The organism is Dyella telluris, from assembly GCF_014297575.1.
In the GTDB taxonomy this organism is placed as follows: Bacteria; Pseudomonadota; Gammaproteobacteria; order Xanthomonadales; family Rhodanobacteraceae; genus Dyella; species Dyella telluris.
Genome location: NZ_CP060412.1, coordinates 3396692 through 3421323, shown reverse-complemented (window position 1 = coordinate 3421323; position 24632 = coordinate 3396692). Strand labels below are relative to the sequence as shown.

Sequence of the window (24632 nt, the reverse complement as noted above, 5' to 3'; positions counted from 1 at the left end):
TCGCCGAAAGATATTGCGCAAGCTATTGGCTATAAACGCAATTTCATGCCATTTAACGTAATTTTAAACGTTTCCTCCGGGCGTAAAAAAGCCCGATCGGTTTAAAATCGGGCGAAATTACGAAATCAGTTGAGACCGTCAGTCAGAACGGCAAAAGCCCCTTGTGTCCTGACCAACGCTGTAAGGTTGACCTAAGTATTTTACAAGAAGTTTACCGTTAGATCACATGGCCACCACGATCTAACCGGAAAACGGGCGGCGAAAGAACACGCCCTGCCCCATCGCAACCTTGCGGCATGCCGGCAAGGTTGCGAATCAGGGGGCGTTACTTACCGAGATAACGCGCGCGCTTGGCCGGTTTCAGCGAGGCCAGGTCCAGCATGACCAAACCATCGACGCAGCCGGAGAAACCCGGGTCTTCGCCGAAGTCGAGGAACTGCACGCCCTCGGGCTCCACCAGATCGACGTACTGACGATAGAGCACCGGCAGCGTCACGCCCAACGCATCCAGGTGATGCTTCAGTTTGCCCAGGCCCGCTGCCGGGTCCAGGCCGACGAGCGCATCGCGGACCAGATCGATCACGGCTGGCGACACCACAAACGGCTGGCGTGCGGAGGCCAGGCCTGGCGCACCGAAGTAATGCTGGTGAGCGGCGGCGATCCACTCGCGCGCCTCCAGCGGCAGGCTGACGGACATGCTCACCGGGCCGAACAGGTAACGCAGTTCCGGGTGGCGCTGCAGGTACAGGCCAATGCCCTGCCACAGCTGGTCCAGTGCACGCGAACGCCAGTAGGCCGGTGCAATGAAGCTGCGGCCCAGTTCCAGGCCCTGCGCCAGGCGCGATTCCAGCGCCGGCGAGTAATTGAACAGGCTGGAGGTGTAGAGCGCGCTCATGCCGCGCTCGGCGATCAGGCGACCGCCATGGCCAAAACGATAGGAGCCGACGATGCGCAGCGCCTTCGGATCCCACAGCACCAGATGTTCGTAGAGCGGGTCGTAGACATCGAGGTCGCGACGCGCACCCGTGCCCTCGCCCACCTTGCGGAAGGTGAGTTCGCGCAGGCGACCGATTTCACGCAGTACCGCGCTGTCCGAGGCGCCCTTGAACAACAGGATCTGCTTGCCGTCGTTGAGATCGGCCAGTTTTTCGGCCTGCGACTGCAGTTCCGCCACCACGCGCTCGGTGGGCTCGGGATGCGCCAGCGGCGCCTGGCCGCCAAAGATCAGGCCGCGATGGCGACCCACGCGATACACATGGCGGCGCATCAGCTTGGCAGCGCGCTTGGTCGAACCGCCGCTGTGCTCCTCAAGCTCGTCGGCCGACACCAGCGCACCCACGCTGAAGCCGACGCGACGGCTGGTCGGCGAGATCGCCTCGCGCGGCAACATGGCGGTGCTCAGCGGCTTGGCCAGCATGGACAGGCCATAGAACATGGCCGAGTTGCGCGCGGAAATATGGATGGGCAGCACCGGCGTGCGGCTGCGCTGCGCCAGCCGCACGAAGCCATCGGACCAGCGACTGTCGCTCACGCCCGAGGGCCCCACGCGCGAGACTTCGCCCGCCGGGAACACGATCAGGGCTTCGCCGTTGTCCAGCGCGCGGTAGATGTCGCGCATCTTGGAGGCCGCGCCTTTGCCGAACACGTCTACCGGCAGCAGCAGCTTGTGCAGCTGCTCGATCGACATCAGCCAGTCGTTGGCAAGAATGCGCACATCGCTGCGCACGGAGCCGACCAGCTGCAGCAGGGTCAGCGCGTCCATCATGCCCAGCGGATGATTGGCCACGATCATCACCCCGCCTTCGACCGGGATGTTCTCGCGTTCGCGGGGATTGACGTAGTAACTGACGCCAAGCAGATCGAGCGCGCGCTCGACGAAGTCGAAGCCTTCGGCCTCACCAAGGGTCGTCAGCACGCGGTTGAAGCCGTCCTGATCCGCCAACCGGCCCAGCATGCCGGCTACCGGGCGACGGATCAGAGGATGCTGCGCCAACCATGGCAGCCGTTCGGTGAGGGTCTGTTCAACACTGAGCATGACCGCCTCCTAGGATTTCCCTAAATGCTGGTAGCGGATTATGACAGCAAGGTTATGCGGAAAGGACGAAAGATCGCATAGGGGCATCCCGTAGCGACCTAACGTCGCGTTTCAAACTGCCAGATGCAGATACGCGGCCACGCCGCCCAGGAACATCTGCACTGACAATGCGATCAGCAGCATGCCCATGACGCGCTCCAGCGCGGTGAGCACACTCTCGCCCAGCCAGCGGAACAGGTAGGTGGAGCACAGCAGGATCACCGCGGTGGCCAGCCAGGCACCGAGCAGGGCAATGGCCCAGTCGGCGGTGCGCCCGGGCTGCGTATTGGTGAGCAGCAGCAACGCCGCCATGGCCGAGGGGCCGGCCACGCCGGGAATGGCCATGGGCACGATGAAGGGCTCGCCCTCGCCCGGCTTGCCGAAGATGCCGCCGCCATCGGCCGGCGGAAACACCATGCGGATGCCGATCAGGAACAGCACGATGCCACCGGCAATACTGATGGATTCCTGTCGCAGCTGCAGCAGCTTGAGGATGTGCTGGCCGCCGATGAGGAAGCCGAGCAGAACGCCCAATGCGATCAGCAGCTCCCGGATCATCACTTTGCGACGGCGCTTGGGCGGGACATCCTTGAGCAGGCTCAGGAAGATCGGGATGTTGCCGAGCGGATCCATGATGAGGAACAACAGGATCGCCGCCGACAGCGTGGTCATCTGCACGTCCAAGTCAGCCAACCTCTCGCGTCATGGTCATGCCTGCACGCGCAGGTCGAGTGCCGCGCCACGCGCGGCCTTGCCCTGTTCGCCGAGCAGATGCACCACGACGTCCGCCGTGGCATCCGGTAGCGGCTGGATCGTGGTGTCCTCGCCGAAGTAGGCCGCCCGGCGCAGGGTGGTGCGCATCGGCGCGGGCAGCAGGGCGTGCGCGCGCAGCGGCGTGGCTTCGGTTTCCTGATGCAGGATCTCGACCAGTCGCTCCAGCGCAGCCTTCGACACGCCGTAAGCGCCCCAGTGTGCGCGCTGCACGAGCTCGGGGTTGTCGATCACGAACACCGCGGCGCTGTCGGGTGCACGCGTCAGCAGCGGCATGCAGGCCTGTGTCAGCGCGAACGGCGCGGACACATTCACGTGCATGACGCGCAGCCAGTCGTCCGGCTTGTGCACGGACAGCGGGGTCAGCTCCTTGAAGCTGGCCGCCGCGTGCACGATGCCATCGAGCCGGCCGAAGTCGCGCTCCAGGCCATCGGCCAGCGCTTCGTAATCGGTGGGCGTGGCCGCTTCCAGATCCAGTGGATGGATGATGGGCTCGGGCAGTCCCTCGCCGACCATGGCGTCATAGAGCTGTTCGAGCTGACGCTTGCGACGCCCCGTGATAACCACCGTGGCGCCGGCTCGCGACGCGGCGCGAGCCACGGCGGAGCCGAGCCCACCGCAGGCACCGGTGACCAGCACGACGCGGCCTTCCAGCGAAGCGGGCGCCGGGGCCCAGCCTTCGGGCAAACGAACCAGGGGAAGCGTCATCAGGAATCAGCCCCTGCCACGTCGGCCGCCATGCGCGCGAGTTCACCGGAGACCTTGAGGTCTTCGATGATGTCGCAGCCGCCGATCAGCTCGCCCTGGATGAAGAGCTGCGGAAAGGTCGGCCAGTTCGCGTAATGCGGCAATGCCGAACGGATTTCCGGGTCGGCCAGCACATTGACGTCGTGGAATGCCGCACCGGCCTCCGTCAGCGCCTGCGCGGCACGACTGGAGAAGCCGCACATGGGGAACTGCGGCGTACCCTTCATGAAGAGCACGATGGCGTGTTCGGCCAGTACAGCCTTGATTCGCTCGTTAACGTCCATAAGTCGGTTGTTTCATCGCTACAATGCATGCAGATCGGTAGTGTATCAGTCGTGCACGGGTCGCCGTCTTCCCGGCCATTCCAGCCCGGCCTCTTTCCTTAGCCAACGCCCAGGAGCCACAACATGGCCTTCGAACTCCCCGCCCTGCCCTACGAAAAGAACGCGCTCGAACCGCACATCTCGGCCGAGACGCTTGAGTATCACTACGGCAAGCACCACCAGGCCTATGTGACCAACCTCAACAACCTGGTCAAGGGCACCGAGTTCGAGAACGCCTCGCTGGAAGACATCATCAAGAAGTCGTCCGGTGGCGTGTTCAACAATGCCGCCCAGATCTGGAACCACACCTTCTACTGGCACTCGCTCAGCCCCAAGGGCGGCAACGAGCCGACCGGCAAGCTGGCCGATGCCATCAACAAGGCCTTCGGCTCGTTCGAGAAGTTCAAGGAAGAGTTCACCAAGTCGGCCGTGGGCAACTTCGGCTCGGGCTGGACCTGGCTGGTGCAGCGTCCGGATGGCTCGCTGGGCATCGTGAACACCTCCAACGCCGCCACGCCGATCACCGGCAGCGACAAGCCGCTGCTGACCTGCGACGTGTGGGAACACGCGTACTACATTGATTACCGCAACGCCCGTCCGAAGTACGTCGAGGCGTTCTGGAACTTGGTGAACTGGGAATTCGCGGCCAAGAACCTGGCCTGATCCCTCCCGGGATTGCCATGAAAAACGGGGCCATGGGGCCCCGTTTTTTTGCCTGCAGGTATTTTTTTGTAGGAGCGCTTGCGCGCGACCCACGAAACGGAAACCCCGCACCCTGCGGTCGCGCGCAAGCGCGCTCCTACAAGGGTTGTGTGATCACTCGTTCTCCGTCAGCTTGCCCACCGCCGGCTCCGCCTGATGGTCGCGGCCCAGTGCATGGGCAATGCCGGAAAGACGCTCCACCAGCACGCGCGCATCGGGCGCGCACACCGTGGCATGCCCCACCTTGCGGCCGACTCGCGGCTGCTTGCCGTAGTCGTGCCAGTGCGCGTCGACGGCTTCCAGCACGGGCGCCATGTCAGGTAGCTCGCCGATCCAGTTGAACATGGCGGACAAGCCACGCGCCGAGGTATCGCCCAGCGGCAGGCCGAGCACGGCCCGCACGTGGTTCTCGAACTGGCTGGTCAGCGCACCCTCGATGGTCCAGTGACCGGAGTTGTGCACGCGCGGCGCCATTTCGTTGCCGAGCAGTTCGCCGTTCTTCACGAACAGCTCCAGCGCGAAGACGCCGACGTATTCGAGCTTCTCCGCCAGCGTGCGAGCCAGGCCGGTGGCGCGCACCTGCAGGGCCTCGATGTCGGACGCCGGCGCCAGGCTCAGCGACAGCACGCCATCGGTATGCCAGTTCTGGGTGAGCGGCCAGGTGCGGAAGTCGCCATCGCGGCTGCGCACCGCAATCACCGACAGCTCGCGATCGAACGGCACGAACGCCTCGAGGATCAGGCCGTGCGCCTGGGCCTGCCCGCCCAGCGCCGCCCATGCCGCATCGGCATCGGCCAGCGTCTTGATGCGGAACTGACCCTTGCCGTCGTAGCCGAGGCGGCGGGTCTTGAGGATGGCCGGGGCGCCTACGGTGGCCAGCGCACGGTCCAGGTCCTCGCGGGTATCGACCGCCTGGAATTCAGGCGTCATCAGGCCGCATTCGCGGAACAGCGTCTTCTCGGCCAGGCGATCCTGCGCCACGGCGAGCGCACGCGGTGCCGGGAACACGGCCACGCGCTTGGCCAGCCTGTGGGCGGTCTCGGCGGGGACGTTCTCGAAATCGAAGGTGACCACGTCGACTTCGCGCGCGAAATGCTCCAGCGCCTCGTAATCGCTCCAGTCCGCCACCACCAGCGGGGCGACCTGGCCGGCACAGGCGTCGGCGGCACTGTCCACCACCAGCGTCTTCACGCCCAGCGGAGCGGCGGCGAGCGCCAGCATGCGCGCGAGCTGGCCACCACCAAGAATGCCCAGTACCGGCTGGCGACGGGCGGTCACGAGCGCGGGTCCGGGTTATCCAGCACGGTCTGCGTCTGGCGATGGCGATAGGCATCCAGCGCGGCAGCAATAGCCGGGTCATGCAGGGCCAGCACCGAGGCGGCCATGATGCCGGCGTTCACGGCGCCAGCGCGGCCGATGGCCAGGGTGCCCACGGGAATGCCCGCCGGCATCTGCGCGATGGAAAGCAGCGAATCCATGCCGTTCAGTGCCTTGGACTGCACCGGCACGCCCAACACGGGAAGTCGGGTCTTGGCCGCCAGCATGCCCGGCAGATGGGCTGCGCCACCGGCACCGGCAATGATGACCTGGATTCCGCGACCCACGGCCTCATCGGCATACTGGAACAGCAGGTCAGGCGTGCGATGGGCGGAAACCACCCGCACCTCGTGCGCCACGCCCAGTTCGGCCAGCACGCTGGACGCGTGCTCCATGGTTTCCCAGTCCGAACGGGAGCCCATCACAACACCCACGCGCGGCGGGAGGGAAGTCGCGGTCATGACCCAAGCCATCCAAAAGGGTTATTGTACGGACTTTCCGCGTCTCAGCACGATCCCGCTCCCCATGGACAAACGCCTGCTCGACATCCTCTGCTGCCCAGTCAGCAAGGTTCCCGTCCGCCCCCTCCAGCGCCAGGAGCTGGATGCCCTGAATAAGGCCATCGCGGCCGGCCAGGTGCAGACCGTGGCCGGGGTCGCCGTGGGCGCCCCTGTGTCAGAAGGTCTGGTCACCACCGACCGCAAGGTCATTTACCGGGTCGAGGACGGCATTCCCGTGATGCTGCCCGAGGAAGGCATCGGAACCTTGCAGCTCACTGACTTTCCGGCCGCGGCCTGACGCCCGAAAGGCCGCAATAATTCGCGTCTTGTGAACGTGTCGACATATATCGACACGCTGAATGACAGCGGCCCTTGCCATCGCTTATTGTAGGCTGGCGTATTGTCGTATGCGGCTTAATGCGCATCGGCATCACTTTCAGGGGGTGAGGCGATGAAAGACGCCACAGAATCATCCAACATCGTCAGCCTGACCCAGCGCCTGGACCCGTCCAGCGAGCGCGGAGGCGCCCTTTTGAACACCGTTCGGGACATCGCCGGTCGCCGCCTGCAGATTCTGGTCAACGGCATGTTCGAGCATGTCGACGATGCCCTCTTCGATCTGGCGGAAAAGGCGGAGAACAACGCCGCCCAGATGCACTACTTCGACGGCATGCGCGAAGTACGCAAGCGTCGTCCGATCGTGGAACGCAGCTTCCTCTCGCAGATTTCCCGCGAGCTGAGTGATTTCGCCTCCAGCTACCGCAACAACAACACCAGCAACGGCAACGGCATCTCCCTGCCGCCGGGCACGGTGGAATTGTCGCTGGTAGCCGACAACGAGCTGGAAGAATCGCTGGCCATCACCAGCATGATCGGCAAGAACGAAACGCGCCTCACGCGCGACTTGTTCGCCGTGAACCAGCGCCTGTCGGTGATCTACGGCGGCATCAAGATCGACGACGGCAGCAATCCGGTCGGCCCGGCGGCGCTGTCGCAGGCCTTCCGCCAGGCGATGCGCGAGCTCAACGCGGAAATGCGCGTCAAGCTGATCATCTACAAGCTGTTCGACCGCTACGTGCTGGCCTCGCTCGACGAGCTCTACCAGGAAATCAACGCCGAACTGGTGCGCGCCGGCGTACTGCCGCAACTGCGCCACGAGGTGGTGGGTCGCGGCGGCAGCGCTCCGCGACCGACGGGTGCAGCGGCCGATGCAGGCGACGTGGCCGGCATGGAACAGGGCGAAGGCACGTTCCTGGCCGAAGATGAAGCCGGCGCGTCCAGCGAGCTCATCCAGACCCTGCGCACCCTGTTCAGCGCGCGCCGCTCGGTGCCCGCCGCGCAGACGCGGATACCGGCCGGCGCCATGCAGCTACCCAGCGCCAACGAACTGATCGGTGCGCTGAGCGTGCTGCAGAGCCAGGCTGCCATCAATCAGCAGATGCCGGTGGGCAGCGCCAATGCGCTCGAACTCGCCGGTGAAGTGCAGCAGCTGAAGGAACATCTGCTGGCCCAGATCGGCTCCCTGCGCGGCGAAAAGCCCAGCCAGGTGTCGACCATCGACGAGGACACCATCGACCTCGTCGGCATGCTGTTCGAGTTCATTCTCGAAGACCGCAACCTGCCGACCGAAATGCAGGTGCTGCTGGCTCGCCTGCAGATTCCGTATCTCAAGGCCGCCATCCTCGACCGCAAGCTGTTCGCCCATCGTCAGCATCCGGCCCGCCGCCTGCTGGACGCGCTCGCCGATGCCGCCAAGGGCTGGTCGGCGGAGTCCGATCGCGACCATCGCCTGCACGACAAGATCAAATCCATCGTCGATCGCCTGCTGCAGGACTTCGACGATGACATGACCATCTTCGAACGCCTGTGCACCGAGCTGCAGGAATTCCAGGACATCAGCCGCCGCCGCGCGGAACTGGCCGAACAGCGCGTGGCCGAGTCCACCCGCGGACGCGAGAAGCTCGAGCAGGCGCGCCGCCGCGCCGCACGCGAGATCCTCAGCCGCATCGAAGGGCAGCACCTGCCGCCGTTGATTCACGGCATCCTGTCGCGCGCATGGGCCAATTACCTGGTGCTGACCATCCTGCGCCAGGGCGAGGAATCCAGCGAGTTCCGCGACGCGCTGCGGTTTGCCAACGACTTCATCGACAGCACCAAGCCGGCACGTACGCTCGACGAGCGTCGCGCACTGCGCCAGATGCTGCCGGGCATCGAACGCGCCCTGCGCCGCGGCCTGGCCAATGTGGCTTTCCAGGAAAGCGACATCGATCGCCTGCTGGCCCAGCTGCATACGTATTACCGCCACCAGCTCGGCGAAGCCGTGCCGGAGGCCGAAGTACAGGCGGTGGAAGAGTCCACCACCCTGCCCATTCCTGAAAGCATCCAGCCGATCGCCGAGTCGGAAGCGGAGCTTGCCCGTTCCGAACCCGCGCCCGAGCCGCCGGCCGACACGCCGGAGATGCGACTGGTGGCCGAGCTCAAGCCCGGTACCTGGCTGGAGTTCGTGACGGGCCCGGAAACCGTCGAGCGCGCCAAGCTTTCGTGGATCAGCCCGATGAGTGGCCGCTACCTGTTCGTGAACCGTCGCGGCCTGAAGGTGGCCGACTACGCGCCGCACGAACTGGCCCAGGCACTCGCCAGCGACACGGCGCGCGTGCTTGAATCCAGCGCGCTGTTCGACCGTGCGCTGGATGCCATCGTCGGTCGCCTCAGCCAACCGGCCACCGCACAAGCCCCCATCGAATGACTTCAGTACAACTTGTTTCCCCGGCGTCCGAGCTTATCCAGGCGGACGTGGCGCGCGCTTTTGCCGAAGATATCGGCAGCGGCGACGCTACCGCCGACCTGCTGCCTGCCAGCGCGTCGGCCAGTGCCACGCTGACCTGCCGCGAAGACGCGGTCATGGCGGGCATCGACTGGTTCAACGCCTGCTTCCGCCAGCTGGATCCTCAGGTACAGATCGACTGGGCCGTGCGCGACGGCGATCGCGTTCCCGCCGGGTCCGTGATCTGCCGCCTGCACGGCAATGCCCGGGCACTGGTAAGCGCCGAACGCTCGGCACTCAATTTCCTGCAGCTGCTTTCCGGCACGGCAACGACCACGGCTGCCCATGTCGCCGCCGTTGCCGGCACCGGCGTGCGCGTGCTCGACACGCGCAAGACCGTGCCCGGCCTGCGCCTTGCACAGAAGTACGCCGTGCGCTGCGGTGGTGGTCATAACCACCGCGTCGGCCTGTACGACGCCATCCTGGTCAAGGAAAACCACATCATCGCCGCCGGCGGCATCAAGGCCGCGGCCGAGGCTGCACGTCGCCTGCACCCGACACTGCTACTGGAGATCGAGGTGGAGAACCTCGACGAGCTGCAGCAGGCGCTCGACGCCGGCGCCGACCGCATCATGCTGGACAATTTCACGCTGCCGCTGATGCGCGAGGCCGTGGCCATCGCCAAGGGGCGCGCGGAGCTGGAGATCTCCGGTAACGTGGACCTTTCCACCATCGGTGGATACGCCGGCACGGGCGTGGATTACATCTCGGTGGGCGCGCTCACCAAGCACGTGCGAGCGGTGGACCTGTCGCTTCGCCTGCAGCTCGACTGAGCAGGCATCCAGCCCACCCGGATGCCCGGATCACGGGGGCCGCGTTCACATCGCGCCCCTTGCAAGCCGGACGCAACGCCTACACTCTCGCGGCATGAGTGAGCTTTCCGACCTGTTCCTGCTCCTGGTGCTGCTGGCGATCATCGGCCTGTGGCTCAAGCTTGCCCGCGGGCGCGAGCAGGCTACCCACGAGGCACGCATGCAATGTCGCCAGCACGGCCTGCAGCTGCTCGATGAAAGCGTGGGTTTGCGCGGCGTCCACCTGCTTCGCCAGCATGGGCAGCTGCTGCTGGAGCGCTGCTACACCTTCGAGGTAAGCATCGACGGCAACGACCGCGAGCCGGGAAAGCTGTGGCTCATTGGTCATACGCTCAGCGGCATCAGCCTGCCGACCATCCAGAGCCACCTGCCCGGCTTGCTCACCGAGCACGTGCCACCGCCGGCGACCGACAATGTGATCCCGCTGCGTCCTCGCCTGCGCAAGGACAACACGCTTCACTGAATCACAGTCACTCGACCAGGCGGCACCGGCACACAGCCGGCGCGACGCGCGTGATTACTTCACTACCCGCAGGAACGGCGCGCTGCGCTTGGGCTTTTCACCGGCCTGGTCGCCCTCGGGCGGCGGCGGCGTATCGTCCGGATCGGGCGAAGACGGCGGCGGCTGGTCGCCCCCTTCTTCCGCAGGAAACATCATGCCCTGGCCGTTTTCCTGCGCGTACAGCGCCAGCACGGCGGTCACCGGGATATGGATGTTGTGGCTGACGCCGGAAAACCGCGCCTGGAAGCTGATCCAGTCGTTGCCCAGATCAAGATTGGCAACGGCACGCATGGCCAGGTTCAGTACGACCTGCCCGTTCTTGATGACCTGCGGCGGCACCCGCACACCCTCCCTGGTGGCGTCCACGAGGACGTAGGGGGTCAGGTTGTTGTCGGTGATCCAGTCGTAAATCGCCCTGAGCAGATACGGGCGATTCGAGGACATCGGCGGGAGCTTGTCGTCGGTCATTCCAAAGCCTATGGAGAGCGCCGCCTGCCGGAACGGACCGGAAGCGGGCCAGATGGATCATGGCAGTGTAATGCCAAGGCGAGGCAAGGTGTCGCAGTGGCGCCATGAGGCGCCCTTCCCGCCCCGGCAAGCAGCCGGGGCCGCGCCGCCTCAGGCGCGCATGGCCTTCTCTTCCGGCGTCATGCTGCGGACGTAACCCTGGCTGGCGAACAGGCGCTCGCCGTAATCCAGGATGGGCTTGCCCTCCCGTCCCAGATCCACGCCCAGCCAGGGCAGGCGCCAGACCACCGGGGCGACCAGGCAATCGGTCAGGCTCATTTCGGGATTCAGGAAGAAGCGTGAGGCCTTGAACAACGGCAAGGCGGCCAGCAGGTGCTCACGGAGCCGCTTGCGTGCGGCGTCTGCCGGGCGACCACCCGCCCTGATCGTGTCGATCTCGGGCAACCAGTCCAGCTCGATCCGCACGGTGGCCAGGCGCAGCCGCGCCCTGGACAGCGGGTCGATGGGCATCAGCGGAGGATGGGGATAGCGTTCGTCGAGGTATTCGCAGACAACCGCGGTGTTGTAGAGGGTCAGGTCGCGATCAACCAGGGTAGGCGTGGAGCCGTACGGGTTGAGGTCCAGCAGGTCTTCCGGCGGCTTGGCGGGATCAACCATCACCCGGTCGTAACTGACGCCCTTGGCGGCAAGCACGAGGCGCGTCCGGTGGCATTGGATGCCATCTGCGGTGGTGTACAGGGCGAGTGCGGTACGCGAACGAGCGCTTTGAACCATGCGCGATCTCCCCATCGACATGACGCGATACGGCGGCAACAGAACCCATCTGAGGCCGCCGTACCGTAGGCTCCGGAAAGTGACGTCTTAGTGGACGTCCTTCCAGTACTCCTTCTTTAGCAGATATGCCAGGAAAGTGAAGCCTGCCAGGAACAGCAGCACCCAGATGCCGTAACGCTGGCGCTGGAGGGCGGCCGGCTCGGCGGCGTACTCCAGGAAGTTGCTCAGGTCACGGGTGGCCTGCTGGTACTGGGCCGGCGTGAGCGTGCCCGGCTGCGACAGCTCCAGCTTCTCGACGTCGTCACTGCCTTCCTTCTTCACGGCGGTCTGGATGCCCTGCAGCTCCCACAGCGGGAACGGCATGGAGGCATTCGGGAACACCGTGTTGTTCCAGCCCACCGGACGGGTCGGGTCGACATAGAACGAGTTGAGGTAGGAGTAGACCCAGTCGGCGCCCTGCTCCTTGGCACGCACTTCCAGCGACAGGTCCGGCGGCGCCTTGCCGAAGAACTGCTGGGCCGAGTCGTCGGGCATGTGCGCGATCACCGGGTCGCCGAACTTGGCGCCGGTGAAGTTGAGGTTCTTCATCACCTCGTCTTCGGACAGGCCCAGGTCTTCGGCCATGCGCGAATAGCGCACGTACTTCAGCGAGTGGCAACCCACGCAGTAGTTGAAGAACAGCTTGGCACCGCGCTGCAGGGAAGCCTGGTCGCGGATGTTGTTGCCCGCAGACTGGAAGCCACCCTCTTCCGCTGCCACCGTGGTGGCAGCGCCGGCAAACAGTCCAACAGCCAGCGCGAACGAGATAAAGATCTTCTTCATCGGCAACAGTCGCTTAGTCATGGTCGAACACCACCCGCTCCGGGACCGGCTTGGTCTTTTCCCAACCACGGTGTGTGTACAACCACAGGAACACGAAGTACCCGAAGTAAAGGAAGGTCATCACGCGACCGAAGGCGTTCTCCGCGGCCGTTGCGTCGGCAGGGAACCACTCCAGCGCCCACTCCCCGATCACGCCCGCACCCACCAGGGCCAGGCCGATGAAGGACGCCGCAAAGGTCATCAGCGCCACCTTGAAGCCGGTGCCGCGGTAACGGATGGAGCGCACCTTGCCACCATCGATCCACGGCAGCAGGAACAGCAGCGCGATGGCGCCGAACATGCCCAGCACACCCCAGAAGGCCGTGCCGAAGAACGACGGGATCATGCGCAGGATCGCGTAGAACGGGGTGAAGTACCACGACGGCTTGATGTGCGTCGGCGTCACCAGGTTGTTCGCCGGCACGAAGTTGTCGTGCTCCAGGAACCAACCGCCAAAGGTGGGCGCGAAGAAGATGATGAACGCCGCGATGATCAGGAAGAAGCCAACGCCGAAGGTGTCCTTCACCGAATAGTACGGGTGGAAGGGAATACCGTCCGCCGGTGCCTTCGGATCCCAGCGATTGCCCTTCGGGCCATGCTTGGTGTCCACGCCATCGGGGTTGTTCGAACCCACTTCGTGCAGCGCGGCAAGGTGCAGCACCACCAGCAGCAGCAGCACGATCGGCAGTGCGATCACGTGCAGCGCGAAGAAGCGGTTGAGCGTGGCATCGGCGGGCAGGTAATCGCCCATGATCCACTCGACCAGGCTGCCGCCGATCACCGGGATGGTGCCGAACAGCGAGATGATCACCTTGGCGCCCCAGAACGACATGTTGCCCCACGGCAGCACGTAGCCCATGAAGGCCTCGGCCATCAGCGCGAGGAAGATCAGCATGCCCAGCAGCCACACCAGCTCGCGCGGCTTCTGGTACGAGCCGTACATCAGGCCGCGGAACATGTGCAGGAACACCACCACGAAGAACAGCGAGGCACCGGTGGAGTGCATGTAGCGGATCAGCCAGCCCCACTCCACGTCACGCATGATGTACTCGACCGAGTTGAAGGCTTCCGCCGCACTCGTCTTGTAGTTCATGGTGAGGAAGATGCCGGTGACGATCTGATTGATCAGCACCACCAGCGCCAGCGAACCAAAGTAGTACCAAAGATTGAAGTTCTTCGGCGCGTAGTACTCGGTCATGTGCTTGCGGTACATGGGCATGAGGCCCGGAGCCCGCTCGTTGACCCAGTCGCCGATTCGCGTGATCACGTTGGCCATCAGCCTGCCTCCTTCGGATCCACGCCAACCTGGATGTGCGTGTCGTCAACGAAATGGTAGGGAGGCACCAACAGGTTCTTCGGTGCGGGCACGCCCTGATAGACGCGGCCGGACATGTCGTAGCGCGACTTGTGGCAGGGGCAGTAGAAGCCGCCCTTCCAGTCCGGATCGAACGGCTCGGGCTTCATCACCGGGACGAAGTCGGGCACGCAACCCAGGTGGGTGCAAAGACCCACCAGCACCAGCCACTCGGGCTTGATGGAGCGCGTTTCGTTCTGCGCGTACTTGGGCTGCTGTTCGGCCGAGCCGGAGTCAGACTTGGCATCGACCAGGCGGGCGTCCTGGCTGGGCAGCGCATCGAGCTGCGCCTTGGTGCGGTTGACCACGAATACCGGCAGACCGCGCCACGGGTAGGTTACCCGCTGGCCCTCTTCGATCTTGCTGATGTCGACGGTGACGGGGGCGCCCGCGGACTTGGCCCGCGCACTGGGTTCCCACGACTTGATGAAGGGCACGACTGCCGTAACGACTCCCACACCACCGACCACGGCCGTGGTCGCTGTGAGGAAGCGGCGGCGGCCGTGATCGACGACTTCGTTCGCCATCAGGCTCTCCGGTACTTATGCCATTGAGACGCGGAACTTAAAGAGTTCCACAGGTGCTTGCCAAGCGCGTCGATCAAGTCCGACAGCATGAGATTACATGCTGTGACCGGAAAATCCCCCTAAGTCTCCCCCTTAGAGAACAGCAGGCACGCGCGGCACCGGCACGATGAGCCTGCAGTGAGAGCTGCAGGCTTCCGTTGTCTGGCTCCTAGCGCACCGGGGCAACCCCGGGACAACCCGCTTCGCAAGCGCCAGCAGAGTCTGGCTCCCGCAAATCGGGTTAGTGTAGCGACAGGGCATGGCTCGTACAATAAAAGCGCCACGCCTGCGACACATGTACGCACCGCTCTCTAACACCTTGCTGCGAAACGCTTTAACGACATGAAACATGCCGCCGGCACGCTCGCATTCATCGCCCGATTCGTCGTGCTCGGGTTGGCGGTTGCCTTCGTCATCAGCCTCATGTGGCCGAATGTGGGCAACCGACTGAGGGAGCGCTTCGGGGTTTCGCACGCCACCAGCGAGCAGGTCAGCACGCCGGCACCGACGCACGAGAGCGGCCCGATCTCCTATGCCGATGCGGTCGCCAAGGCGGCTCCCTCGGTGGTGAACATCTACGCCAACAAGATGGTGACCGAGCAGGCGGTGCAGATGTACACCGACCCGGTGCTGCAGCGCCTGTTCGGCGGCCGCCCCGCCGGTCCGGCCTACAAGCGGCGAGAACAGAGCCTGGGTTCGGGCGTGATCGTGCAGCAGGGCTACGTGCTCACCAACAACCACGTGATCGCCAACGCGGACGACATCCAGGTGCTGCTGTACGACGGCCGCGTGGCCAAGGCCACGGTGGTGGGCGCCGACCAGGAAACCGACCTGGCCGTGCTGCGGATCGACGCCGGCAACCTGCCGGTGATCCATATCGCCGACCATCGCCCGGCCCGCACCGGTGACGTGGTGCTGGCCATCGGCAACCCGCTGGGCCTGAACCAGACGGTGACCATGGGCATCATCAGCGCCATCGGCCGCCAGCTGAACACGTCCAGCCCCGAGGACTTCATCCAGACGGATGCGGCCATCAACCTGGGCAATTCCGGTGGCGCGCTGGTCAACACCGCCGGCGAACTGGTCGGCATCAATACCCTGCTGATCGGCAAGGCCGCCAACGCCGAGGGCATCAGCTTCGCCATTCCCGTGGCCAGCGCCAAGCGCGTGCTCGACCAGATCATCGACACCGGCCACGTGGTGCGCGGCTGGATGGGCGCCGACTACACCTTCGTCCCCGTCGCCGCCGACAGCGGCCTGCCGGCGGCAGCGCGCGGCGCACAGGTCACCGACATCTATCCCGGTGGCCCGGCCGCGCAGGCCGGCATCCAGCCGCATGACATCCTGTTGCGCATCGGCTCGGAAGACATCGTGGATCCGGCGGACCTGCGCCGCCACGAAGCCGCGCTCAAGCCCGGCAGCAAGGTGGAGGTATCCGGGCTGCGCAACGGTGCGCCATTCCACACGGAAGTGATCCTGGCCCAGCGCCCACCCATGACGCCGACCGCATCACTGGATGGCTGACACACCGGCAGCGGCAACGGGCGAGCGCCCGCCGCCCGGATGGATGGCCAATCCATAGCGCTTGCGCAACGTGCCCACGCGCTCGACATAGACCTGCGTTTCGGCAAACGGCGGCACGCCGTTGTACTTCTGCACGTTCGCCGGGCCGGAGTTGTACGCGGCGGCCGCCAGGCGTTCGTTGCCGTTGAAGGTGCGCATCAGCAAGCCGAGGTAGCGCGCACCGCCGCGGATGTTCTGGGCCGTGTCGAACGCGTCGCGCACGCCCATGTCCATCGCCGTGCCAGGCATCAGCTGCATCAGTCCCTGCGCACCCTTGACCGACAGCGCCCGCGGGTTGAACGCGCTCTCCGCATGAATGATGGCGCGCAGGAAGGCCTCGTCGACGCCCGATTCCTGGCTGGCCAGCTGGATCACGTCACCGTACTCGCCCAGATGCAAAGCAACCGCATCCCAGCGGACATTCGAATGCAGATCGCAGGCCGTACAGGTCTTGATCACCTCGTAGTAACCGAAAAGCGCGGCGACGTTGCCCGTCTTTTCCCCCGCCGGTTTGACGTTGGTGTACTCGACCGTGCCGTCCTTGCTCTTCACCCGGTACACCGTGCCACTGAGGACACGGGTGCCAGGGTTGGCGACCGGTTTGTCGGGTGCCGGTACCGGATCCCCGGGACTGACCTCCCTGTAACCGCCCTGCTCCGGCTTGCCGGCAGACGCGGCGACCGGGGATGACTGCCCGGGAGGAACGACCCGCGCGGTGGTCTCCACGGAATCCTGCACCCAGGCGATCGACGCCGGTTGAGGCGCACTGGCCGTGACGGCCTTGCCCGCCGTGGTATCAGCCGACCCCGTGACGGCGGTCAGCGAAGGCGTGGCGGTCGCCGCCGGCGCCTTCTTGCGCACCGGGTCGGGGGCGCCGGCTATGCGGGTGCAGCCCTGATAACCCGCGGCACTGCTGCTGAAGACCACCTCGCCGGAGGTACCCGTGCACTTATAGAGGGCGCCGGCGTGCACCGTGTCGGGAAACACCAGGATGCCGACGAGGACCAGGCAGGCACCCGCCAGCCGGCGCCATGCCTGCGCGCGCAGCCGGCCGCGAGGCAGCCCGGTCATGGACTCCCCTCGGGCCGCCCAACCATGGCGGCGGCCTCATCGCGGTCGAGCACAAACATCCATCCCCCTCGGTCGATCTTCCCCTGGCACGATACTGGCCATGCGAGGTTCGGGCCAAAGTGTGCTCCCGGCCCGGCCGCCCGCCAAGCAGGACAAGGCCGATTCGTGCGGCAGCACCCGTTTTCCAGGCTTGCAGCACCCCAGAAAGGCACGCAAGTGATTGATCCGCCTCACCCGTTCCAGTGGCAGACAGGCCACTGGGCGCGTAAACTGTACGGTTCGGCGACCTTTCTGCCGCTCCTTTAAGAAACACGGTACCCACGCCCATGACCGGCAAGCTTTTCATCAAGACCCACGGCTGCCAGATGAACGAGTACGACTCGGCCAAGATGGCGGACGTGCTCAAGGCCTCGCACGGTCTGGAGCTGACCCAGGACGAGTCCGAGGCGGACGTCATCCTGATCAACACCTGCTCCATCCGCGAAAAGGCCCAGGAAAAGGTCTTCAGTCAGCTCGGCCGCTGGAAGGAACACAAGCAGGGCGGCAAGCCGGTGCTGATCGGCGTGGGCGGCTGCGTGGCCTCGCAGGAAGGCCAGGACATCATCAAGCGCGCGCCGTACGTGGATCTGGTGTTCGGTCCGCAGACGCTGCACCGCCTGCCCGAGCTGATCGAGGCCAAGCGCGCCACCGGCAAGCCGCAGGTGGACATCAGTTTCCCGGAGATCGAGAAGTTCGACCGCCTGCCCGAACCGCGTGCCGAGGGCCCGACTGCTTTCGTGTCGATCATGGAAGGCTGCTCCAAGTATTGCTCCTACTGCGTGGTGCCCTACACCCGTGGCGAAGAGATCAGCCGCCCGTTCGACGACGTGATCGTGGAGATCGCCCAGCTCGCCGAACAGGGCGTGCGTGAGGTCACCCTGCTCGGCCAGAACGTCAACGCCTATCGCGGCCCCACGCACGACGGCGGCATTGCCGACCTGGCCGTACTGATCCACGCCATCGCGCAGATCGAAGGCATCGGCCGCATCCGCTTCACCACCTCGCATCCGCTGGAGTTCTCCGACTCGCTGATCGAGGCGTACGCCAACGTGCCGCAGCTGTGCAACTTCCTGCACCTGCCGGTGCAGGCAGGCTCGGACCGCATCCTTACCGCGATGAAGCGCGGCTACACGGCGCTGGAATTCAAGCAGAAGATCCGCAAGCTGCGCGCGGTGCGCCCGGATATCTGCCTGTCCTCCGACTTCATCGTGGGTTTCCCCGGCGAGACGGATGACGACTTCGAGAAGACCATGAAGCTGATCGAGGACGTGGGCTTCGACCAGAGCTTCTCCTTCATCTTTTCCGCCCGCCCCGGCACGCCGGCCGCCAACATCGCCGACGACACCTCGTCCGAAGTGAAGCACGCGCGCCTGTCGCGCCTGCAGGCCAAGCTCAACGACAACGCCCGCAAGATCAACGAGGCGATGGTCGGCACCGTGCAACGCGTGCTGGTGGAAAAGGTCAGCAAGAAGAACGCGAACGAACTCACCGGCCGCACCGAGAACATGCGCTTCGTGAACTTCCCGGGGAACACGCGCATGATCGGGCAGTTCGTCGACGTGGTGATCACCGAGGCGATGAGCAACTCGCTGCGTGGCCGCCTGAAGCTGGCCGACGACGACGTCGCCCTGGCCTCGTGACGGCAGCCCTTTCGATCCGCGAAATCGGCGCCGACGAATTCACCCTCGTCTGGCCGATGTTCCACAGCGTGGTGGCCGCCGGCGACACCTACAGCTACCCGCCCGATCTCAGCTTCGAGCAGGCACGCGACTGGTGGACCTCCGCCCCCACGCGCTGCTTCGTCGCCGAACGCCAGAAGCTGGTGCTCGGCTGTTACATGCTGCGCCCCAACCAGCCGGGGCTGGGCGACCACGTCGCCAACGCCGGCTACATGGTTTCGGCGGCGGCGCGCGGGCAAGGCGTGGCCTCGGCCATGTGCGAGCATTCGATGGCACGTGCCCGCGACGCGGGCTTCACCGCCATGCAGTTCAACTTTGTGGTCTCGACCAATACCACCGCGGTGCGCCTGTGGCAGCGCCTCGGTTTCCGCATCGTCGGGCAGGTACCGGGAGCGTTCCGCCACGCGGCACACGGCCCCACCGATGTCTACGTGATGCATCGTCATCTTTGACAAACACCATGAACAACGGCCTGAATCAACGCGACTTCTCCCTCGAGCCGGAAGACAACGCCCGGCTGTCCAACCTCTGCGGCCCCTTTGACGAACACCTGCGCCAGATCGAACTGCGCCTCGGCGTGGAGATCAATCACCGCGGCAGCCTGTTCCAGGTGATCGGTGAAGAAGGCGCCTCGCGCGCCGCCGAGAAAGTGCTGCGGGCGCTCTACCTCGTCACCGAGAACGAATCGCTCAACGGCGCGAAGATCAACCTGCAGCTGGCCGAATCGGGCATCGACGCCATCGTCAACGATGTGGCCGAAAGCGCGCAGGAAGTCACCATCAAGGTGAAGCGCGGCGTGATCAAGGGACGTGGCCCCAACCAGGCTCGCTACCTGCACGCCATCACCACGCACGACATCAGCTTCGGCGTGGGCCCGGCCGGTACCGGCAAGACCTATCTTGCCGTGGCTAGCGCGGTGGAAGCACTGGAAGCGAACCGCGTGCAGCGCCTGCTGCTGGTGCGCCCTGCCGTTGAAGCGGGCGAGAAGCTGGGCTTCCTGCCCGGCGACCTCTCGCAGAAGGTGGATCCGTACCTGCGCCCCTTGTATGACGCGCTGTACGAAATGCTGGGCTTCGAGAAGGTGGCCAAGCTGATCGAACGCAATGTGATCGAGATCGCCCCGCTGGCCTATATGCGCGGCCGCACGCTCAACGACTCGTATGTGATCCTCGACGAAGCGCAGAACACCACCGTCGAGCAGATGAAGATGTTCCTGACGCGCATCGGCTTCGGCTCGGTGGCGGTGATCACCGGCGACGTCAGCCAGGTCGACCTGCCGCGCAACGTGCGCTCGGGCCTGCGCCACGCCGTGGAAGTGCTGCGCGGCGTGGACGGCATCAGCTTCACCTTCTTCACCTCGCGAGACGTGGTGCGCCACCCGCTGGTCGCCAAGATCGTGCGTGCCTACGAGGCCTTCGAGCAGGCGTCCGAGGAGCAGCCCCGGTGAGCGCAGCACTGACCGTCAACGTCGGTTACGCCGCCCCGCGCAAGGGCGTACCGACGTCTGCCAGCTTCCGTGAGTGGGTGGAGGCGGCACTGCGCGGTGCGAAGCGCCGCAAGGCCACCGAGCTGTCCATCCGCATCGTGGATGCCGAGGAAGGTCGCCAACTCAATCGCGACTACCGCGGCAAGGACTACGCCACCAACGTGCTCTCCTTTCCGGCCGACCTGCCACCGGAGCTGAAGCTTCCGCTGATCGGCGACCTGGTCATCTGCGCGCCGGTAGTGGCGCGCGAAGCCGCCGAGCAAGGCAAGCTGGCCCGCAACCATTGGGCGCACATGACCGTGCACGGCGTGCTGCACCTGCTTGGCTACGACCACATCGAAGACGACGAGGCGGAGGCCATGGAAGCGCTGGAAACGCACATCCTGGCAGGCCTGGGTATCGACGACCCGTACACCGTGCCCGAGGATTGAAACCCTCGCCTTGATCCACAGCCCTGCTGGCAGCGGCCATGCCTAGGCGGCCGTTCATGCAGAAGAGTTCGTGCAAACCGATGATTGCCGGGATGCGTGGCCGCGCCGCGCCCTGAGCACTGCAAGGAGATTTGCATGGCCAAGCGGCACCTTCTGCTTCCGATCGCTGCATTGCTTCTGGGCATGATCGCCAGCGAGCGTGCGCCCGCCGCCGATGCCCAGCAGCTACTGGCGAAGGACACCTGCGCGGCGTTGCGTACTGCAGCGGCGTCCGTTCCCGGCCAGGGCCCGATGCTGTTGCCAAGCTACCCGGACCTGCCGCCTGGCAAGGTGCCCGCTTTGGAGAACGTCGCGTTTGTCTACGACAACGCCCTGGCTGGCATCGCGCTCACGGCCTGCGGTGACCCGGCGCACGCCCAGCGCATCGCCGACGCACTGCTGTTTGCCGCCACCCACGATCCCAGCTTCCATGACGGCCGCCTGCGCAATGCCTATCGCGGGGGCCCCATGACCGGCGACAAGGCTGCCTTGCCGGGCTATTGGCAAAGCGCCGGCAACTACTGGAGTCAGGATCCCTACCAAACGGGCACGGCCACCGGTAACTCGGCGTGGGCGGCGCTGTTGCTGCTTACGGTGTACGACCACACGCACGACCGCCGCTACCTCGACGGTGCCACCGCCCAGCTGCACTGGATCCAGGCGCACACCCTGGGCAGCGCACCGCCGGCTTACGAAGGCGGCGTCTTCGGCTACGACAATGCCCAGCGTCAGCAGCACTGGAAGGCTACGGAACACAACCTGGACGTCTATGCGGCCGCCACCTGGGCCGGCCGGGAATCCGGCGACGCCGCACTCGTCAGGCAGGCCGCGATCGCCAAGGGCTTCGTGACGTCCATGTGGGACGCTTCGCAGCACCGTTTCCTCGTGGGCACGCTGGATGACGGCAAGACGCTCTCGCGCGACAAATCGGGCATCGACGCACAGGTCTGGCCCCTGCTTGCCTTCAACCCGCACCCAGCCGAATGGGACCACGTGTGGGCCTGGGTGGAGTCGCAGCACCGCAGCGGCGATGGCTACGGCTACCGCCGCCAGCCCGACGGCGTGTGGACCGAGGGCACGGCACAGGTAGCGACGGCCATGCAGGCCTCGGGCAAACCCGTGCCGGACGCACTGTGGCGCCTGCTGGTATCCCAACGCAGCACCGCAGGCATGCTGTACGCCACGCCGCAGGAACGCATCGCCACCGATTTTGCGATCGGCCCGACGTCCACCGAAGCGGATTTCTTCTACTACCACCTGCCTCATCTGGGCGCGACAGCCTGGGCGGCGCTTGCGGCCAAGGCCTGGAATCCGTTTACGGGACAATCGGTCACCCCAGCACACCAGGCGCCGTAAGGGCACCTCGCCCCTTCCCGTCCACGCACGACCTGCGCCTGGACGATGTGGCGGCGCCCGCCACGGCCACCCCGCCGCGGCGGCAGGGGTTTTCCTGCCGGCCCTGGCGGCCAGGCCAGCGCCCCATCCGGCGGGCCGCCCGCGCCTTGTTCCTGAATCGTCACGAATTTTCCGCTAGACTGAGCATTCCGCCCGGCATTGGGCAGCATCCACACGAGTAATGAACGAGGACCCTGGCAGTACCAGCGGCCCGGCCCACCGCAGTTGGTGGGATCGACTGGGCCACCTGTTTTCCGGCGAGCCGCGCAACCGCAAGGAGCTCATTGACGAGCTGCGCACCGCCCAGGCCAACGGCCTGATGTCGATCGACACCTTGACCATGGTCGAGGGTGCGATCAAGGTCACCGAGCTGAGCGTGGACGATGTCATGATCCCGCGCGCCCAGATCGTGATGATCTCTGCCGACGCGCCCGTGTCCGAGATCCTCGGCACCGTGGTCGAATCCGGCCACTCCCGCTTCCCCGTGCATGGCGAGGACAAGGACGACATCCTTGGCATCCTGCTCGCCAAGGACCTGCTGCGCTTCGTGGGCAACGGCGATCATTTCGACATCGCCAGCGTGCTGCGCCCGGCGGTGCTTATTCCCGAATCCATGCGCCTGAACGTGCTGCTGGCGGAGTTCCGCCACACGCGCAATCACATGGCCCTGGTGGTGGACGAATACGGCGGCGTCGCCGGCCTGATCACCATCGAGGACGTGCTCGAGCAGATCGTCGGCGAGATCGACGACGAGCACGACGACGAGGAAGAACCCACGCTGATGCACGAGCAATCGGGCGGCGGCTGGGTGGTCAGCGCGCTCACCCCCATCGCGGACTTCAACGAGCAGACCGGCGCCAGCTTCTCCGACGAGGAGTTCGACACCGTCGGCGGCATGTGCACCTCGGAGTTCGGCCACCTGCCGGAAGTGGGCGAGGAAATCGCCATCGGCGACTATCTGTTCCATGTCACCGAAGCGGATGACCGCCGCGTCCAGGCATTCCGCGTGACCCGACTGCAGGAAGGTTGATCGTGCCCTCACTTGGCAGGACGCCGGCAACACGGCGGCTGGGTCGTCTTATCGCAGGCATCGCCAGCCTCCTGCTGTGCTGCCTGCTGCTCGCACCAGCGCCTGCACGTGCCGGCGTGGCCAACGCGCCCGGCAGCAACCTCGAAGTGTCTTTGATCACCTACGGCCCCGGCGACACCTACTGGGAACGGTTTGGCCACGACGCCATCGAGCTGCGCGACACCGTGAGCGGCGAAGCCGTGACGTTCAACTACGGCGTGTTCGACTTCGACGAGAGCGGTTTCCTGCTCAACTTCGCGCGCGGCCAGATGCATTACCTGATGGACGCCGCGCCATCGGACGTGGACCAGCGCTACTACGCCGAAGTCGGCCGCTCGGTCACTCGCCAGCATCTCGCCTTCACGCCGGCGCAGGCAGCGGATCTGCGCGACTACCTGCTGTGGAACCTGCAGCCGGAGAACGTGCGCTACGAGTACGACTACTACATCCGGAACTGCGCCACGCGCGTACGCGATGCACTGGACAAGGCCCTTGGCGGCACGCTCAAACCGCAGTTGGAAGCCCGCGCCGGCGGCATGACCTTCCGTCAGCAGACCGCGCGACTGATGAGCCAGCAGGCCTGGCTGATGCTGATCCTCGACGTGGGCCTTGGCCCCTATGCAGATCAGCCGCTCAACGCCTGGCAGGAAGCCTTTCTGCCGGAAGTGCTGCAGCAGGAAATCAATCACGTCACCGTGAACGGTGGCGACGGCACCGCGCGGCCACTGGTGATCGACCAGAACGTGCTCTCGCCCAACCGCCTCGAGCCTCCGCCGACCACCGCGCCCGATCTGCGCCTGCCGCTTGCCCTGGCCGGGCTGATCTTCGCTGCGCTGCTGGTGACTACCTATCGCTTCGCACCGACGCTCTACGCCGTACTGGGTTCGATCTACCTGGTGCTGGCCGGCTTCGTCGGCATCGCGCTGCTGATCCTGTGGACGCTCACCACGCACCACTCGGCATGGGCCAACGCGAACCTGCTGCTGTTCAACCCCCTCGCCTACCTGCTGCTGCCTGCACTTTGGCGCGCACGCAAGCGCATCGCCGCCTCACGCTTCGCTAATGGCCTGATCATCATGCAGCTTGCCGCCGTCCTCGTGGCCTGCATGCTGCACTTGCTTCCTGGCGTCGTGCAGCAGAATCAGCCGTGGCTGTTGTTCGCGTTGCCGGTGTGGCTTGTGATGGCAGCCACGCTTCGTCGCTCCCGGCTATTGAAAGCATCAGCCAACTGAGTCGGTGTCGTTGCCCTGACTTCAACGGCGGCG

Annotated in this window: 25 protein-coding genes; 13 read left to right on the top strand and 12 right to left on the bottom strand. The window is 65.4% G+C overall.

From position 1 onward, the window contains the following. Nucleotides 1-325 precede the first annotated feature (325 nt). The 4 genes from olsF to grxD form a co-directional block, all read right to left on the bottom strand. The gene (gene olsF / locus H8F01_RS14975; RefSeq protein WP_187055880.1) at nt 326-2035 is read right to left on the bottom strand and encodes a bifunctional ornithine lipid synthase OlsF; all 1710 of its coding nucleotides are present in this window, start codon (nt 2033-2035) and stop codon (nt 326-328) included. Nucleotides 2036-2146: 111 nt separating this feature from the next. Beyond that, the gene (locus tag H8F01_RS14970; RefSeq protein ID WP_187059314.1) at nt 2147-2746 is read right to left on the bottom strand and encodes a YhgN family NAAT transporter; all 600 of its coding nucleotides are present in this window, start codon (nt 2744-2746) and stop codon (nt 2147-2149) included. A 36-nt stretch (nt 2747-2782) separates the two neighbouring features. Then, complete coding sequence (locus H8F01_RS14965) at nt 2783-3553, bottom strand: SDR family NAD(P)-dependent oxidoreductase (protein ID WP_187055879.1); 771 nt, start codon at nt 3551-3553, stop codon at nt 2783-2785. Then, on the bottom strand, nt 3553-3876 hold the full coding sequence (gene grxD, locus H8F01_RS14960) for a Grx4 family monothiol glutaredoxin (protein WP_187055878.1): 324 nt from the start codon (nt 3874-3876) through the stop codon (nt 3553-3555). Before grxD ends, H8F01_RS14965 begins: the two co-directional genes overlap by 1 nt. 123 nt (nt 3877-3999) lie before the next feature. On the opposite strand from grxD, the gene sodB reads away from it, so the two are divergent. Then, nucleotides 4000-4578: a superoxide dismutase [Fe] gene (gene sodB / locus H8F01_RS14955; RefSeq protein WP_187055877.1), complete on the top strand. Its 579-nt coding sequence runs from the start codon at nt 4000-4002 to the stop codon at nt 4576-4578. Between the two features lie 153 nt (nt 4579-4731). Here sodB and H8F01_RS14950 read toward each other — a convergent pair whose 3' ends face one another. Together H8F01_RS14950 and purE are read right to left on the bottom strand one after the other, a co-directional pair. Then, on the bottom strand, nt 4732-5895 hold the full coding sequence (locus H8F01_RS14950; RefSeq protein ID WP_187055876.1) for a 5-(carboxyamino)imidazole ribonucleotide synthase: 1164 nt from the start codon (nt 5893-5895) through the stop codon (nt 4732-4734). Beyond that, nucleotides 5892-6395, bottom strand: coding sequence for a 5-(carboxyamino)imidazole ribonucleotide mutase (purE, locus tag H8F01_RS14945; protein ID WP_187055875.1), 504 nt, complete (start codon nt 6393-6395; stop codon nt 5892-5894). Before purE ends, H8F01_RS14950 begins: the two co-directional genes overlap by 4 nt. A 64-nt stretch (nt 6396-6459) precedes the next feature. Between purE and H8F01_RS14940 the strand changes: the two genes are divergently transcribed. From H8F01_RS14940 to H8F01_RS14925, 4 genes are all read left to right on the top strand, one after another. After that, complete coding sequence (locus H8F01_RS14940; protein WP_187059313.1) at nt 6460-6732, top strand: Trm112 family protein; 273 nt, start codon at nt 6460-6462, stop codon at nt 6730-6732. A 153-nt stretch (nt 6733-6885) separates the two neighbouring features. Then, nucleotides 6886-9180: a DUF1631 domain-containing protein gene (locus tag H8F01_RS14935; RefSeq protein WP_187055874.1), complete on the top strand. Its 2295-nt coding sequence runs from the start codon at nt 6886-6888 to the stop codon at nt 9178-9180. Continuing rightward, the gene (nadC, locus tag H8F01_RS14930) at nt 9177-10031 is read left to right on the top strand and encodes a carboxylating nicotinate-nucleotide diphosphorylase (protein ID WP_187055873.1); all 855 of its coding nucleotides are present in this window, start codon (nt 9177-9179) and stop codon (nt 10029-10031) included. The genes H8F01_RS14935 and nadC overlap by 4 nt, the downstream gene beginning before the upstream one ends. Nucleotides 10032-10125: 94 nt before the next feature. Further along, complete coding sequence (locus H8F01_RS14925) at nt 10126-10533, top strand: DUF3301 domain-containing protein (protein WP_187055872.1); 408 nt, start codon at nt 10126-10128, stop codon at nt 10531-10533. Nucleotides 10534-10587: 54 nt separating this feature from the next. Here the strand turns inward: H8F01_RS14925 and H8F01_RS14920 are convergent, their stop codons facing one another. The 5 genes from H8F01_RS14920 to petA all read right to left on the bottom strand — a co-directional run bounded on the left by H8F01_RS14920 (nt 10588) and on the right by petA (nt 14556). Continuing rightward, nucleotides 10588-11040 carry a ClpXP protease specificity-enhancing factor gene (locus H8F01_RS14920; protein WP_238481001.1) on the bottom strand — a complete coding sequence of 151 codons (453 nt, stop codon included), beginning with the start codon at nt 11038-11040 and terminating at the stop codon, nt 10588-10590. Nucleotides 11041-11190: 150 nt separating this feature from the next. Then, complete coding sequence (locus tag H8F01_RS14915) at nt 11191-11814, bottom strand: glutathione S-transferase N-terminal domain-containing protein (protein WP_187055871.1); 624 nt, start codon at nt 11812-11814, stop codon at nt 11191-11193. An 87-nt stretch (nt 11815-11901) separates the two neighbouring features. Next, complete coding sequence (locus tag H8F01_RS14910; protein WP_238481000.1) at nt 11902-12657, bottom strand: cytochrome c1; 756 nt, start codon at nt 12655-12657, stop codon at nt 11902-11904. After that, nucleotides 12650-13951: a cytochrome b gene (locus H8F01_RS14905; protein WP_187055870.1), complete on the bottom strand. Its 1302-nt coding sequence runs from the start codon at nt 13949-13951 to the stop codon at nt 12650-12652. The genes H8F01_RS14910 and H8F01_RS14905 overlap by 8 nt, the downstream gene beginning before the upstream one ends. Next, a complete protein-coding gene (petA, locus tag H8F01_RS14900) occupies nt 13951-14556 on the bottom strand; it encodes a ubiquinol-cytochrome c reductase iron-sulfur subunit (protein WP_019467345.1) in 606 nt (201 codons plus the stop codon). Before petA ends, H8F01_RS14905 begins: the two co-directional genes overlap by 1 nt. Before the next feature lie 381 nt (nt 14557-14937). Here petA and H8F01_RS14895 point away from each other — a divergent pair, with 381 nt between their 5' ends. Next, nucleotides 14938-16119, top strand: coding sequence for a S1C family serine protease (locus H8F01_RS14895; protein WP_187055869.1), 1182 nt, complete (start codon nt 14938-14940; stop codon nt 16117-16119). Here the strand turns inward: H8F01_RS14895 and H8F01_RS14890 are convergent. After that, nucleotides 16105-17229: a lytic transglycosylase domain-containing protein gene (locus tag H8F01_RS14890; protein ID WP_187055868.1), complete on the bottom strand. Its 1125-nt coding sequence runs from the start codon at nt 17227-17229 to the stop codon at nt 16105-16107. The two genes, H8F01_RS14895 and H8F01_RS14890, sit on opposite strands and share 15 nt — an antisense overlap. A 326-nt stretch (nt 17230-17555) precedes the next feature. Between H8F01_RS14890 and miaB the strand changes: the two genes are divergently transcribed. The 7 genes from miaB (at nt 17556) to H8F01_RS14855 (ending at nt 24599) form a co-directional block, all read left to right on the top strand. Further along, complete coding sequence (gene miaB / locus H8F01_RS14885; RefSeq protein WP_187055867.1) at nt 17556-18908, top strand: tRNA (N6-isopentenyl adenosine(37)-C2)-methylthiotransferase MiaB; 1353 nt, start codon at nt 17556-17558, stop codon at nt 18906-18908. Then, a complete protein-coding gene (locus H8F01_RS14880; RefSeq protein WP_187055866.1) occupies nt 18905-19399 on the top strand; it encodes a GNAT family N-acetyltransferase in 495 nt (164 codons plus the stop codon). Before miaB ends, H8F01_RS14880 begins: the two co-directional genes overlap by 4 nt. A gap of 8 nt (nt 19400-19407) precedes the next feature. Then, entirely contained in the window at nt 19408-20394 is a 987-nt protein-coding gene (locus H8F01_RS14875) for a PhoH family protein (protein WP_187055865.1), read from the top strand. Beyond that, on the top strand, nt 20391-20864 hold the full coding sequence (gene ybeY, locus H8F01_RS14870; protein ID WP_187055864.1) for an rRNA maturation RNase YbeY: 474 nt from the start codon (nt 20391-20393) through the stop codon (nt 20862-20864). The genes H8F01_RS14875 and ybeY overlap by 4 nt, the downstream gene beginning before the upstream one ends. A gap of 135 nt (nt 20865-20999) precedes the next feature. Continuing rightward, a complete protein-coding gene (locus H8F01_RS14865) occupies nt 21000-22259 on the top strand; it encodes a glycoside hydrolase family protein (protein ID WP_187055863.1) in 1260 nt (419 codons plus the stop codon). Between the two features lie 220 nt (nt 22260-22479). Further along, the gene (locus H8F01_RS14860; RefSeq protein ID WP_187055862.1) at nt 22480-23328 is read left to right on the top strand and encodes a CorC family transporter; all 849 of its coding nucleotides are present in this window, start codon (nt 22480-22482) and stop codon (nt 23326-23328) included. 2 nt (nt 23329-23330) lie between these two features. Then, on the top strand, nt 23331-24599 hold the full coding sequence (locus H8F01_RS14855; RefSeq protein WP_187055861.1) for a lipoprotein N-acyltransferase Lnb domain-containing protein: 1269 nt from the start codon (nt 23331-23333) through the stop codon (nt 24597-24599). Nucleotides 24600-24632: the final 33 nt, after the last annotated feature.

Excerpts from the sequence above, each read along its gene's own strand:
- H8F01_RS14860 (WP_187055862.1), top strand. The coding sequence starts at position 22,480 with ATGAACGAGGACCCTGGCAGTACCAGCGGCCCGGCCCACCGCAGTTGG.
- H8F01_RS14935 (WP_187055874.1), top strand. The coding sequence starts at position 6,886 with ATGAAAGACGCCACAGAATCATCCAACATCGTCAGCCTGACCCAGCGC.
- H8F01_RS14890 (WP_187055868.1), bottom strand. The coding sequence starts at position 17,229 with ATGACCGGGCTGCCTCGCGGCCGGCTGCGCGCGCAGGCATGGCGCCGG.
- H8F01_RS14965 (WP_187055879.1), bottom strand. The coding sequence starts at position 3,553 with ATGACGCTTCCCCTGGTTCGTTTGCCCGAAGGCTGGGCCCCGGCGCCC.
- H8F01_RS14940 (WP_187059313.1), top strand. The coding sequence starts at position 6,460 with ATGGACAAACGCCTGCTCGACATCCTCTGCTGCCCAGTCAGCAAGGTT.
- miaB (WP_187055867.1), top strand. The coding sequence starts at position 17,556 with ATGACCGGCAAGCTTTTCATCAAGACCCACGGCTGCCAGATGAACGAG.
- H8F01_RS14915 (WP_187055871.1), bottom strand. The coding sequence starts at position 11,814 with ATGGTTCAAAGCGCTCGTTCGCGTACCGCACTCGCCCTGTACACCACC.
- grxD (WP_187055878.1), bottom strand. The coding sequence starts at position 3,876 with ATGGACGTTAACGAGCGAATCAAGGCTGTACTGGCCGAACACGCCATC.
- H8F01_RS14875 (WP_187055865.1), top strand. The coding sequence starts at position 19,408 with ATGAACAACGGCCTGAATCAACGCGACTTCTCCCTCGAGCCGGAAGAC.
- H8F01_RS14865 (WP_187055863.1), top strand. The coding sequence starts at position 21,000 with ATGGCCAAGCGGCACCTTCTGCTTCCGATCGCTGCATTGCTTCTGGGC.
- H8F01_RS14905 (WP_187055870.1), bottom strand. The coding sequence starts at position 13,951 with ATGGCCAACGTGATCACGCGAATCGGCGACTGGGTCAACGAGCGGGCT.
- H8F01_RS14970 (WP_187059314.1), bottom strand. The coding sequence starts at position 2,746 with ATGACCACGCTGTCGGCGGCGATCCTGTTGTTCCTCATCATGGATCCG.
- olsF (WP_187055880.1), bottom strand. The coding sequence starts at position 2,035 with ATGCTCAGTGTTGAACAGACCCTCACCGAACGGCTGCCATGGTTGGCG.
- purE (WP_187055875.1), bottom strand. The coding sequence starts at position 6,395 with ATGACCGCGACTTCCCTCCCGCCGCGCGTGGGTGTTGTGATGGGCTCC.
- H8F01_RS14920 (WP_238481001.1), bottom strand. The coding sequence starts at position 11,040 with ATGACCGACGACAAGCTCCCGCCGATGTCCTCGAATCGCCCGTATCTG.
- nadC (WP_187055873.1), top strand. The coding sequence starts at position 9,177 with ATGACTTCAGTACAACTTGTTTCCCCGGCGTCCGAGCTTATCCAGGCG.
- sodB (WP_187055877.1), top strand. The coding sequence starts at position 4,000 with ATGGCCTTCGAACTCCCCGCCCTGCCCTACGAAAAGAACGCGCTCGAA.
- H8F01_RS14925 (WP_187055872.1), top strand. The coding sequence starts at position 10,126 with ATGAGTGAGCTTTCCGACCTGTTCCTGCTCCTGGTGCTGCTGGCGATC.
- petA (WP_019467345.1), bottom strand. The coding sequence starts at position 14,556 with ATGGCGAACGAAGTCGTCGATCACGGCCGCCGCCGCTTCCTCACAGCG.
- H8F01_RS14895 (WP_187055869.1), top strand. The coding sequence starts at position 14,938 with ATGAAACATGCCGCCGGCACGCTCGCATTCATCGCCCGATTCGTCGTG.
- H8F01_RS14910 (WP_238481000.1), bottom strand. The coding sequence starts at position 12,657 with ATGACTAAGCGACTGTTGCCGATGAAGAAGATCTTTATCTCGTTCGCG.